This is a genomic window from Stieleria sedimenti, from assembly GCF_025060895.1.
GTDB lineage: Bacteria > Planctomycetota > Planctomycetia > Pirellulales > Pirellulaceae > Stieleria > Stieleria sedimenti.
On sequence record NZ_JANZKV010000098.1, the window covers coordinates 17167 to 29607 of the forward strand.

Genomic DNA, 12441 nt, shown 5'->3' on the forward strand with positions numbered 1-12441 from the left:
TGATGAATTTCACCCCGCGTTTGACGCGGCCCTTGATCACCGCGCACGCACCGTACGGGTTGCGGTCGTGGTGCAGAAACCGATTCTTGACCCAGCGGTTGAAGCTGAGGCAGGTGTCGTAAAAGCTGGAGCTTCCTTTGGAAATCCACTGTGCCCGGGTTTCGAAAAAATCAAACAGGTCGCCGTGTGTGACCAGAAACCGCCATCCATGAAGCGTTTCCAAAATGAATTCGTCGGCGATGCGGACATCGGGAAATCCGGCCGGCATGACGCTGCGAAAGGACGCTTCACGCAGGAACGAATCGTGGTTGCCGGGGGTGTAGTGCAGCTGCGTCCCTTGCTGAACCAGATCCACCAAATGGCGGATGATGGCGTCGCAGGGTTCGGTCCAGTGCCAACCCGAATTGATTTTCCAAGCGTCAAAGAAGTCGCCGACCAGAAATAATTTTTCCGGGCGATAACGCTGGAGAAACGCCAGGCATTCTTCCGTGCGTGCGTGTTTGCATCCCAAGTGAACATCACTGACAAGCAATGTCCGTACTGAAAGCGGTGAGGTCCCACTCATGCCGATAACGCCTCTGCTCCTTGCGGAGTCGATGAACAACCGATTCCTTAGACAGGGGCAGAGCGTATCAGAAGAGTGTTTCTATCTCGTTAATCCCAAACGCAGCTTTCGGTAAGAACTCATTTATTTTCCGTGAGGCGTTGTTGGGCGATGTCGATCAGTGGCTTCAGGTCGGAGTTGTCGCCGTACAGTTCGACCAGGCTGTACCAGATCTTGCGCGCTTCGACCACCTGGTTTTCACTGAGCAATTGATCGGCCTCGTCCAGACGCGCCTGGACGATTTTCGCCGCATCGCTTTCTTCGGCCGATTTCGTTTCCAGGTCCGCGATTTGGAACCGCGCCGCATTGACCGCGGTTTCGTACTCCGGATCGTCTCCCAACACCGTCACCATGCTGTGGTACATGTCGATTGCTTTGGCGAAATCGCCGTTGGCAGAATACTCTTGCGCCTGCTTGTGCAGCAGTTCGCCTTGATTTCTCATCGGCAGGTTGTTCTTGATCTTGACCGACAGCTGGTGCAAGAACTGTTTGACGTTGATCACGTCGATTTGTTGCTGAGCCCATTCGGCGTTCGGGCCGTCGGGAAAACGCACCAACAATTCACGCAGCGGTTCATCTTCGGCTTCGGCCAACGCCTTGCGCGTGTCGATCGCGATCAGCCGTTCGGCACGATCCCGAAGCGACTGTTCGCTGGCGGGCCAAGCGACGTAGGCCAACAGCATCAACAACAAAACCAGTCCGCCCAGCAGGAACCAGGGCTGGTCGTGCCAAACCGTGTTGTCGGGGACTTCGTCTTCTTCCTCGATGGCATTCAGATCGATGACGCCACGTCCCAGCAGCGTGCGGGCTTCGTCTTTGTCTCTTTGATTGGTGACTTGCAACGGGCTGAACCCGCTGCTGGTGTGTTCGGCGACACTGGTGCGCGAGAGGGAGCGTTTGCGGACTTCGACCAACGCCATTTTGACGGCCGTCGCGCTGGGCGGTCGATTGGCCGGATCTTTTTCCAGCAATCGCATGATCAGCTTGTCAAACCAAATCGGACACTGCAACACGATCGATGCCGGCGTCGGCGGTTGCTCGTGTTGCACGTTCTCGCGGACCTCTTGCATCGTCTCGCCGCTGATCGGCAAACGCCCCGTGATCGCCTGGTACAGCAACACGCCCAAGGCGTACAGGTCGGCGGAAGGTTGTGGGGGCGGCAGCGAGTTGCCGACGGCGACCGAGACGACTTCGGGTGGCTGTCGGGCCACTTGATCAATCGAAGGCGGACGAGGCGTGCGAAACGGCGATCCGAACCGATCGGTGCGGAGATCCAGCAACACCGGCGCGAAGCCGGCAACGATGATTTTGTCCGGACAGATCGCCCCGTGGACTACGCCCTGGCCGTGCAGGTATTCCAACGCGTCGGCGATGCCCTGGGCGATTTCCAAGACGTTTTCCCACGACAATCGTCCCGCCCGCTCGATCTGGCTGGACAGCGTTTCACCGTCGATCAATTCATACGCCAGGTAGGCGTCGGTTTCCTCAAACCCGCCGCCAAAACATTTCGCGATGCCGGGATGCGAAAGCGTCTTTAAGTGCTCCCATTCGTCGGCCAAGGATCGACGCGCTTCCGGCGTGCCGCCAAAGGGCGCCGAAAAAATCTTGACGGCGATCGACTTTTTTAGCTGCACATGGATCGCACGCCACACCGAGCTTGTCGACGGATGGTCGCCAAGTTTCGTTTCGATCGCGAGCGGGCCGAGGCGGCTTCGGGGCATCGTGCAGTTCGTCGACAGCTGGGACGCAAAGGACAGAATCCATAGCATAACCTCTGACGACACAAAATGGATGGTGCGACAGCGTGACGTTGCGTGACGTAGGCTTGGGTTCCGGGCAACCGCCGATCGATGCGGTCGACGGCTTTGCCGAATATTCCAGTCCTGACGATCCGATCGCCACCCGACATTCCGCAACACACCATGACGATTCGCCGACGATCCATCCTTTCGGTTTTCTTTTCACTGACTGTCATCACAACGATTTCAGCGGACGCACAGACCAGTTGGGTCTCGGCCGAACGAAGCGACGCTTTGTCCGCCGCCCATCACTTGGGGATCGCCAAGCCCGCCGACCCCGATCGTGTCGTCGGGCATGATGCTTGCGTGAAATGCCACGCCCCGGAAGTCAAGGTTTGGCAGACGACGCCGCACGCAATGACGTTTGACCAATTGCATCGCAAACCCGAAGCCAAGCAAATCGCGTCGAAGTTAGGGCTCCGTTCGATCAAGCACTCCGGTCGCTGTGTCGCGTGTCACTACACCCGGCAATCGGACGCCTCCGGCCAGCCCGGTTCCGATGCGGCGCATCACGTCGTTGCCGGCGTCTCGTGTGAATCGTGTCACGGCGCCGCCAAAGACTGGCTGGAACTGCACCACGACTACGGCGGCGAAACCGTCACGCGTTTGACGGAGTCCGCCGAGCACCGCGCCGAACGGATCGCACAAAGTGTTCGAGCGGGGATGCGCAATCCCGCCAATGTCTACCTGGTCGCCCAAAGCTGTCTGCGATGCCACACCACCCCAGACGAAGCATTGGTCAACGTCGGCGGTCACTCCGCCGGGTCACTGGACTTTGAATTCGTCTCGTGGAGCCAAGGAACGATCCGCCACAACTTTGTTCACAGTGACGGCAAGCACAACGCGACCAGAACACCCGAGCAGTTACGTGTGATGTTTGTTGCCGGCATGATCGCCGAACTCGAGTCGTCGCTGCGGGCGACCGCTGTTGCGACCCGGAAAGCGACCTTCGCCATGACCGTCGCACAGCGTGCCAGCCGTGCCTCGAAGCGACTGCAAAGCGTCACGGCCAAAGTTCAGGAACCAACCTTGGATCAAATCCTGAAGGTCGTTGCGGGCGTCAAACTCAAGCTGAACAATGAAGCCGAATTGACCGCCGCGGCCGATCAGATCGCAGCGCTCGGCTACCGGTTTGCCGCCGAGTGCGACGGACAGGGACTCGCCAACCTGGACCCGTTCATCCCAACGGCCCGCAAGTAACCCCGAGGCCCAAGCCTCCAGCTTGTAGGTCACGCTGTGCGTGACGGATGGCTACCTCGCTAAAAGTGGCCTAAGCTTCCAGCTTGCATGAAAGTGGCGTAAGCTTCCAGCTTGCGTCCCGGCAAGCTTCAGCTTGCCCCCTACCCCACGCCAAGCTAAAGCTTGCGAAGCGGCAAGCTGGAAGCGTGCCCCACTTCAAGCTGCAAAGTGGCCCAAGCGAAAGCTTGCCCCCCTACCCCACGCCAAGCTAAAGCTTGCGAAGCGGCAAGCTGGAAGCGTGCCCCACCGCAAGCTGCAGAGTGACACCCGGCATGCACAGCATGCCCTACCTCGGCTGGCTGGGCAGGTTGGTGGCGATGATGCCGTCGTTGCCGTAGTTGTCGACTTCGTTGACCGTCAGGTCCTCGCTGTAGTCTTGGGTCTTGACGATCACGATGTCGCCGGCTTCGTCTTCTTCCACTGCCGCCCCGTGGTGCCGCGTCAGTTCCAACGTTGCCAGGAACCAGCCGATCAACGCGGACTTGTGGATGCCGCCTTCGACCAGATCCATCAACGGCACGCGCGGCCGCAACGCGAGGTGCGTGTGGATCTTTTGCATGTAAACATGGATCGGGGTGTCGTCGTAGATGACTTCGGTTTGCGGGGGGCCGGCGGATTCGCGCATGATCCGTCCGAAGGCGCTGACCAGGTCCCAGATCTCCAGATCCGCGATCGGTTGATCGCCCGGGTCGATTCGACGTCGTGGCAGATCATCACTCATCCGCTGGTAACGTTGTTGCCAACGGCCCGCCATTTCATCCAGCACCGCCGCCGCGTCTCGGATCTCCTTGTACTGCAGCAGCCGTTCGACCAGCTCCGATTGCGGATCTTCGATCTGCTCGTCTTCCTCTTCGGCGTCAACCGTTTGGGGAAGCACCGCCTGGCTTTTGAGTTCGACCAGGATGCTGGCCAGTTCCAGAAAGTCGCCGATGTCGGCCAGGTCCAATTCCTGAAGCAGTTCCAGGTAGTCGCTGTATTGATCGATCACCTTGGAAAGCGAGACCTCCATCAAACTCACCTCCTGGCGTCGCGCCAGGTAGAGGAGCAAGTCGATGGGACCGTTGTAGATAGCGAGTTCGACGCGGAATGGCATGGACTCAGTCTAGCCTAAACCGCCAGTTGGACCAAATCCTTCGGCCCGGTGTGGCCGTCCGCCTGGATCGCCTTCTGCTCCAGTTCGTCGTCGACCAGGTTGTAAAACACGTCTCGTTGACGCGGTTGGAATCCCAGTTCTTCGATCGCCTGACGAATTTGATTCAACGACATGAAGTGGACAGTTCCGGCTTCGGCGACGACGTTTTCTTCAATCATCAGGCTGCCCATGTCGTTGGCGCCGAACAGCATCGCCAATTGCCCCATCTTCAATCCCTGCGTCACCCAGCTGCTTTGGATGTTGGCGATGTTGTCCAGAAACAAGCGGGAAACGGCTTGGGTCTTGAGGTATTCGAACGATCCTGACGCCGGGATGTGGCTCATGTCGGTGTTATCCGGTTGGAACGTCCAGCAGATGAACGCCGTGAATCCACCGGTTTCATCCTGCAGGTCGCGGATCCGCGTGAGGTGCTCGATCCGTTCGGCCAAGGTTTCGACGTGGCCGAACATCATCGTGGCGGTGCTGATCCCGCCCAGCTTGTGCCAGACCCGCATCACGTTGAGCCAATTGTCCGAGTCGACTTTGCCCCGAGTCAGTTCGTTGCGGACGCGGTCGACCAAGATTTCAGCGCCTCCGCCGGGAATGCTTCCCAAGCCGGCCGCCTTCAGTCGCGACAGAACCTCTTCGATCGGCAGGTTGTTCACCTTGGTGAAGTGGTACAACTCGGGCGGGCTGAACCCGTGAATATTCACCGACGGGAACGCCGATTTGATGTCCGAGAGCAACTCTTCGTACCAATCGAGTTTGAACTTCGGGTGCAAACCGCCCTGCATTAGGATTTGATTGCCGCCGACAGCCACCGTCTCTTCGACTTTGCGAAGCAGTTCTTCTCGCGGCAGCACATAGCCTTCGTCGCTCTTGGGGCCGCGATAAAACGCGCAGAAGTGGCAGACGGCGGTACAGATATTCGTGTAGTTGATGTTCCGATCGACGTTGTACGTTCGATACGGTTCGGGATGCATCCGCCGCGAGACCTTGTCGGCGGCCGCGCCGATGGCCGCCAAGTCATGGCTCTCCAACAAAGCCAAACCCTCCGATGCCGAAAGCCGCTCGCCGGCAACCGCTTTGTCCAGAATGTCCGTGATCATGATTCTTCAATCGATTCAGTGGTTTTCGTGTCGAGTAATCCGAGTTCTTCGCAACCGTCGCGGAAACGCCGCAGTCCATCGAGTTCGGAATCGCCCAGTTGAAAGTGAAGGTTCTCGGCAAAATAACGATACAGGTCTTCGTTCGTCAGCCCGTGTGCCGCCGCATGAGTTTGGGCGATCGATTCCATCGCTTCCACACCGGCGTCGCGACAACGCTGCAGGATGTCGACCAGATCATCGGTGTCGATCCCGGGTCTGGCCACCCACATGGCGAAAACGAAGGGGGTTTCGGTGTAGCGGCACCAGCGGTCCCCAAGGTCCCAAATCTCATTGTAGACCCCCCGCTCGGGATGCATCGCGCGGTCGCCGATGATCAGCACGGCGTCGGCGTCCACCGACTCGGGTGACTGTTCCATCGACAAAACCGTCGTCTCGGGTTTCAGCCCGTACATTTGCCACAACAACACACGCACCATCGCCGCGCTGGTGCGACTGCCTTCGTCCAACGCCAGCCGTTTGATCTGCTTGACCGGCACACGGCTGACCAACCGCACACTCCACACCGGCCCACGGCAGGCGATCGCGGCGTCGGAGACGATTTGATAACCGTCGCCGCGAAAGTATTCGACCGAGGGGATCAGCGCGACGTCTAATTCGCCGCTACGCAGCTGACTGGCCAATCGGCTGGGCAAGTTCAACGTCAACGAGTCACCCGCTCCCAGGGCTTCTTTGAGCCCGTGGATCAACGGTTTGGTGTTCAAGTACGAAACGGCGCCCAGGCGAGTCATGATTCCGACCGAATTGCAGTGGTGACGACGCGAAACGGTAGGAAAACCGCAACCAAGACGCGAGCGCAACACCTTAGCCGATCCACCGCCTTTCGCCGAGGTCTGCAGTTTGAAAGTCACCCTCCTGGCAGGAGGGTCGAGCGCAGCGAGGGGAGGTCGACTCTCCCAGGGGGCATCGCCCAAGGTCCGCTGTGGCTTCGGTACGTCTTTCCCAGTGTCCGCCCGCCAAGATCATGGCGTCGACAGATCAAACGGACTGGCCGATTCAACTCGGATCAGGCGGCCGTTGGACGGGTCGTGAAATTCTAAGCGATGGGCGTGCAGCAGGATGCGACGGGTGTGCTGTTTTGTCGCTCCGCCCTTCGTCGCACCGTAGGTTTCATCACCGACGATCGGGTGGCCGCGTGAGGCCGTTTGCAGACGCAACTGGTGCATGCGTCCGGTGATCGGATTCAGTTCCAACAGGGTGCGATCGGCGGCAAGGTCCAGCGAGAGCGTTTTAAGGACTGTGCTAGCCAGCTTGGCACCGGGGGCAGCTTCGTCACAGACCTCCGCCCGCGGTTGGTCGTCTACCTTGCGAATGAAATCGTCCCATTGCTGAGGGCCCGTTTGCCCCACGTTGCATTGTCCTTCGACCACCGCGAGGTACTGCTTGCGAGTCTTGCGACTGGCGAATTGGGCCGACAGCAGTCGGGCGGCTTTTTTCGTCAGTGCGACCAAGATCACGCCACTGACGAACCGATCCAATCGGTGTGGAAAGGAAAGGTAGCTATCGGGGCGTGCGAGTTGACGATGCAGTCGGCTTTCCAGGCTATCGATTCCCGCGGGCGCTTGGGTCGACAGCCCGGCCGGCTTGTTCACCGCCAGCATCAGATCGCTTTGCCAGAGCAATTCAATGTCCGAGTCAGCCATCAGTGATCCAGTGCGTCATGGGAAAGAGACGTCAACAGGTATGACGATCAAGTAGCTTTGATCAGTCGCTTGAATGAGCCAATGTCTGCTTCGGGATGCACCACCCTTTCCGCGCGAGTCACCTCAGCGCGAACTAGCTCGGCGCGAACTAGCTCAGCGCGAACTACCTCAGCGCATAAAAAAACGAGAGATCCCGGCCACGACAAAGAGAAGTTTCAATCGGAATCGCAACTTCGCTTCGTACACGAATCTCTCGCTCATTGAAGTTGTACGCGTTGTCGCATATCAGTCAAGAGCGACTGGTGCGTTCGAATTAAAAAAAAAGAAACGATTGTGAGCTGATTTCAACGACAATTTTGGACTTCCAACATCACTTCACGGTGTGCCGCGCGCGTGAGCGCCGCGCAACCGGTTAACCTTTATGACGCTGGTTCTGTTTGAACGTGACCGACCGCCCAAGTACTTCCTGCTATCAGCCAACGCGACATGCAACCGGCTATCGATCTATCCGAAACATCTCACTTGCACTTCGTGACCGGAACGCTTGCCCAGCATGCGGTCCGCGAGATCGTCGACGCGCTCGCCGTGCGGCATGCGTTTGACTATTCGATCGGTGTCATGCCGATCACCGTGGCTGCGTTGATGACCCCGAAATGGGTCGCGCGGAAGCTGGATTTGCCCAAGCAAGCGACTCATTTGATCGTGCCGGGGTTCTGTGAATCGGGAATCGAAACGTTGCGCTCCCAGGTCGCGGCCGAAGTCGTTGTCGGACCGAATGATTGTCGCGACATGGCGGAACTGTTTGGTGAATCGCGTTCCGAGATCGACCTCAGTCGCTTTGACATCGAGATCATTGCGGAGATCAATCATGTCCCGAGGCTGACCCGGGATGAATTTTTGACCGCTGCATTACAACTGATTCGCGACGGTGCGGATCGAATTGATGTCGGGTGTGATCCAACCGCACGCTTTGAATCGATTGCCGACTACATCGGCGCGCTGGTCTCGCAAGGCATCCCCGTTTCGGTCGATACGTTTGACCCTTGGGAAGCGGAAGCGGCTTGTCGTGCCGGTGCGTCGCTGGTGTTGAGCGTGAATGCTCAGAATCGTGAGCATGCGCCGCGGTGGGGCACGGAGGTTGTCGTGATTCCTGATTCTCCGTCCGATCTCAGCAGCCTGGATGAAACGATCGAGTATTTGTCGCAGCGGAACGTCCCGATGCGATTGGATCCGATTTTGGAGCCGATTGGTTCGGGGCTGGCGGCCAGCATCGTGCGTTATGCGGAGGTGCGGCGGCGCTATCCCGAGTTGCCGATGATGATGGGGATCGGCAACGTGACGGAATTGACCGACGCCGATTCGGCCGGCATCAACACGGTGCTGTTGGGGATCTGTCAGGAGCTGGGGATTCAAAGTGTCCTGACCACCCAGGTGATCAATTGGGCGCGCTCTTCGGTGCGTGAGTGTGACCATGCCCGACGTCTGGTGCATGCGGCGGTCCGAAACGGCATTCCACCCAAGAATTTGTCCGAAGAATTGGTGTTGCTGCGCGACCGAAGGCTTCGTTCGTTTCCGTTGGACACTCTGGAGGGGCTTTCCCAGGCCATCAAGGACAACAACTACCGTTTGTTCGCCCAAGATGATGCGATCCACTTGGTCTCGCGGCAGCTGTATCTTCGCGACCAGGACCCGTTTTTGCTGTTCGAGCGGCTGCTGAACGAGCCGATTGCCGACAATGTGGACCGCGGGCACGCGTTTTATCTAGGCTACGAAATGGCCAAAGCGTCGATCGCATTGACCTTAGGGAAGCAGTACGAGCAAGATCGCGCACTTAATTGGGGGTTTTTGACCCGCCGCGAGGATCTGCATCGCATCGCTCGCAGCAGCCGTCACCGCAGGGAGCCATAATTGCATTCACCCGCAACTGCGGGATTTGGGACCAACTCTCGCCTTTTGAATCTAGCCGGGCAGTGTAGACTGTAGTGTCCAAATGTAGCCGGCCGGTCAAGACGGAGAGACCTGTAGAACGCTGCGTTTGATTTTGCCCTCTCGCTATTCGTAAAACGACGGACCGTCGCGACGATGGAATCCACCACACGCTTCGAACCCAATCCCACGGTTACTTTTCGAGGCACCGTTAACACCAGCGGTGACGCGAAACTCGTTCATTGGTATGACCACCTGATCGAGCGACAGAAGGTCAGTTGGACGGGGCACCATCACATGCTTCGTCTGCTCGGCCGTGGTGGCCAGGGCGAGGTCTATCTGACGGAGTATCGCGGGACCGACGGGTTTACGGTCCCGGTCGCGATGAAGGTGTTCTCCCCCGAGCACTACCAAAACGCCCGCGCCTACGACGAGGCGATGCGGCGGATCGCGACGATCGCATCCAAAGTCGCCTTGATTCAGCACGACAACCTGCTGGCGGTGCAAAACTTTTTCGAACGTCACCGGATCCGCATCATGATGATGGAATGGGTCGACGGCTATGACCTTCGCCAGCTGCTCGCACCCAGTTGCCTGAAACTGTTGGGCCAGCATTTGGACAACCGTCGGTTCAAATACATCAACGATGTGATCATCACCAAGGGACCCGACCATTCGCGTTTCAAGGCCGGCATCGCCGTGGCCATCATGCGCGAGTGCTTGGCGGCACTGGCGGCGCTGCACCGCGAAGGCATCGTGCATGGCGACGTCAAACCCGCTAACATCATGCTCAAACGCAGCGGCCACACCAAACTGATCGATTTGGGGTCGGCGATCGAATACAAGAATCCGCCCCGCGAACGCGAATGCACTCCGATGTATGCGGCTCCGGAGATCTTGGAAAACGAATTGGCGACCCCACGCAGTGACTTGGCAAGTGTCGGCTACGTGTTGATCGAATTGCTCAGCGGACGAAACATTTTTGCGGGCAAAGAAAGCCTGCGTGATCTGGTGGAAGCCAAACTCGCTTTGCCGTCGCGACTGGAAGAAGTGTTGCCGGCGGACATCAGTCGCAACGATTTGTTGATGAACTTTCTGGTCGGGTTGATCTCACCCGACCCGAATTTACGATTCCCCAATGCCGAAGCCGCCGAGCATGTCGACACCGGTGCGGCGGCATTTCATCGACAATTGGTCATCGGTGACATGTCGACCGAATACAACAATGATATCCGGCTTTGGCTGGAAGAACTCCGACGACTCGAAATCGAATTGTGAATCAAGAACACTTGGACCTGGCGATCAAGGCCGCGAAAGCCGGCGCCGTGGAACTGTTGAGCCGATGGGAAAACCGAACCGTTTCCGAAAAGGCTCCCAAAGATCTCGTCACCGATGCCGACCTGGCATCACAGAAAGCGATTCGCAAGATCCTGATGGACGCCTTCGGCGGCTATGCGTTCGTGGGTGAAGAAGAGGGCGAAAATGATCCGCCCGCGGCGGTTCGCGATGGCGCCGCCGACGCGCCGCCGTGCTGGGTCGTCGATCCGCTCGATGGAACCGTCAACTACGTGCACCGCCTGCAATCCTTCGCCGTTTCGATCGGTCTGTACCACGCCGGCAAGATGCGTTTGGGCGTGATCCTCGACCCCGTCTCCAACGAACTGTTCTCCGCCGTCGATGGCGCCGGCGCACACCTCAACGGGCGGCCGATCCGGGCCAGCGATTGCGAAGACCTCTCCCAGGCGCTGGTCGCGTGCAGTTTTCCCGCCGGCGTCAAAGCGGATTCGCCGGAGGTCGCCCGGTTCGTCAAAGTCCTCGAACGCTGCCGCTCACTTCGCCGCCTCGGCTCCTGTGCACTCAACATGTGCTACGTCGCCGCCGGACGTCTGGACGGCTATTGGGCGACCAACGTCTGCCCCTGGGACTCCGCCGCCGGTACCGTCATCGCTCGCGAAGCCGGGGCGCAACTGACTGCCTATGACGGATCCGAATTGGACGACTGGTTGCCAAAATTCTGTGTCACCGCGACCAAACCGATGCACGAAACCATGGTCGGCCTGCTCGGCACGAATTGATCGGTTTTGAATCCCGGGAGACCGAAATGGAATTTGACGTCGAAAAACTGACGCTGCAAGAAACCTACCTGCGTTTGGTGCAATTGATCACGCCCCGACCGATCGCGTGGGTTTCGACGCTGTCGGTCGACGGCGTCCCCAACCTCGCACCGTTTTCATTCTTCAGCGGCGTCGGGGCGAACCCGCCGACGGTCTGCTTCGCCCCGGCCAACAACGCCCAGGGACTGCCCAAAGACACGCTGGAAAACGTGCGGCGCACCGGGCAGTTTGTGGTCAACATCGTGACCGAGTCGGTCGCCCAAGCGATGCACCGAAGCAGCGACGAACTGGGGTCGGAAATCGACGAATTTCAACACGTCGGCGTCGAGCCCATCGAATCGGTCAAAGTCAAACCGCCACGCGTCCGATCCGCCGTTGCCGCCATGGAGTGCACCCTTCATTCGGCGATCACGCTGGGAACCGGTCCCGCCGGAGCGAATCTGGTGATCGGAAACGTCGTCTACTTCCACGTCGACGATAACCTGGTCGACCACAAAGCCCTGCACACGATCGCACGCGTCGGACGCCGCGAATACACCGAAGTCAAAGAGACCTTTCGTTTAGAGTGAAAACAACGGGTTCCCAGTAATCAGTACTCAGTACCCAAACCCGGCCTTCCCCGTGGCGGTTTTAATCGCCCGGTCCGGCCGCACGTCTGATCTCTCGTCTTTCCAGGTTTCCGTGCCATGCCCCAGGTCGAGGCCCGAACGCTTGCGCGAATCGGCTGATGTCAATCGTGTTTTTGATGCCCAACCGGTCCATGCTCATTCATTGCGTTCCAAGGCGCAGCCTTGGAACGAGGGTCTTGCCACCATCAT

General features: G+C 58.7%; 10 protein-coding genes and 1 pseudogene. 5 read left to right on the forward strand and 6 right to left on the reverse strand.

Annotated features, from left to right (window positions below):
* Nucleotides 1-127: 127 nt before the first annotated feature.
* Together NZK35_RS13860 and NZK35_RS13865 are read right to left on the reverse strand one after the other, a co-directional pair.
* Nucleotides 128-565: pseudogene (locus NZK35_RS13860) on the reverse strand (UDP-2,3-diacylglucosamine diphosphatase); the annotation flags it as partial.
* A 119-nt stretch (nt 566-684) separates the two neighbouring features.
* Nucleotides 685-2325: a serine/threonine protein kinase gene (locus tag NZK35_RS13865; RefSeq protein ID WP_259633130.1), complete on the reverse strand. Its 1641-nt coding sequence runs from the start codon at nt 2323-2325 to the stop codon at nt 685-687.
* A 201-nt stretch (nt 2326-2526) separates the two neighbouring features.
* Here NZK35_RS13865 and NZK35_RS13870 point away from each other — a divergent pair, with 201 nt between their 5' ends.
* Complete coding sequence (locus NZK35_RS13870; RefSeq protein WP_259633131.1) at nt 2527-3603, forward strand: cytochrome c family protein; 1077 nt, start codon at nt 2527-2529, stop codon at nt 3601-3603.
* Between the two features lie 325 nt (nt 3604-3928).
* Here NZK35_RS13870 and NZK35_RS13875 read toward each other — a convergent pair whose 3' ends face one another.
* The 4 genes from NZK35_RS13875 to NZK35_RS13890 all read right to left on the reverse strand — a co-directional run bounded on the left by NZK35_RS13875 (nt 3929) and on the right by NZK35_RS13890 (nt 7583).
* On the reverse strand, nt 3929-4735 hold the full coding sequence (locus NZK35_RS13875; RefSeq protein ID WP_259633132.1) for a segregation and condensation protein A: 807 nt from the start codon (nt 4733-4735) through the stop codon (nt 3929-3931).
* Nucleotides 4736-4749: 14 nt separating this feature from the next.
* Nucleotides 4750-5883 carry a cyclic dehypoxanthinyl futalosine synthase gene (gene mqnC, locus NZK35_RS13880; RefSeq protein WP_259633133.1) on the reverse strand — a complete coding sequence of 378 codons (1134 nt, stop codon included), beginning with the start codon at nt 5881-5883 and terminating at the stop codon, nt 4750-4752.
* Entirely contained in the window at nt 5880-6671 is a 792-nt protein-coding gene (locus NZK35_RS13885; protein WP_259633134.1) for a menaquinone biosynthetic enzyme MqnA/MqnD family protein, read from the reverse strand. Before NZK35_RS13885 ends, mqnC begins: the two co-directional genes overlap by 4 nt.
* Nucleotides 6672-6902: 231 nt before the next feature.
* Nucleotides 6903-7583, reverse strand: coding sequence for an RluA family pseudouridine synthase (locus tag NZK35_RS13890; RefSeq protein ID WP_259633135.1), 681 nt, complete (start codon nt 7581-7583; stop codon nt 6903-6905).
* 486 nt (nt 7584-8069) lie between these two features.
* Between NZK35_RS13890 and NZK35_RS13895 the strand changes: the two genes are divergently transcribed.
* From NZK35_RS13895 to NZK35_RS13910, 4 genes are all read left to right on the forward strand, one after another.
* On the forward strand, nt 8070-9491 hold the full coding sequence (locus NZK35_RS13895; protein WP_259633136.1) for a DUF6513 domain-containing protein: 1422 nt from the start codon (nt 8070-8072) through the stop codon (nt 9489-9491).
* Between the two features lie 174 nt (nt 9492-9665).
* Nucleotides 9666-10787 (forward strand): serine/threonine protein kinase, encoded by a 1122-nt coding sequence (locus NZK35_RS13900; RefSeq protein ID WP_259633137.1) that lies wholly within the window; start codon nt 9666-9668, stop codon nt 10785-10787.
* Nucleotides 10784-11584, forward strand: a complete 801-nt coding sequence (locus tag NZK35_RS13905; RefSeq protein ID WP_259633138.1) for an inositol monophosphatase family protein — start codon at nt 10784-10786, stop codon at nt 11582-11584. Before NZK35_RS13900 ends, NZK35_RS13905 begins: the two co-directional genes overlap by 4 nt.
* 26 nt (nt 11585-11610) lie before the next feature.
* Nucleotides 11611-12192, forward strand: a complete 582-nt coding sequence (locus NZK35_RS13910) for a flavin reductase family protein (RefSeq protein ID WP_259633139.1) — start codon at nt 11611-11613, stop codon at nt 12190-12192.
* The last annotated feature ends 249 nt before the right edge of the window (nt 12193-12441 follow it).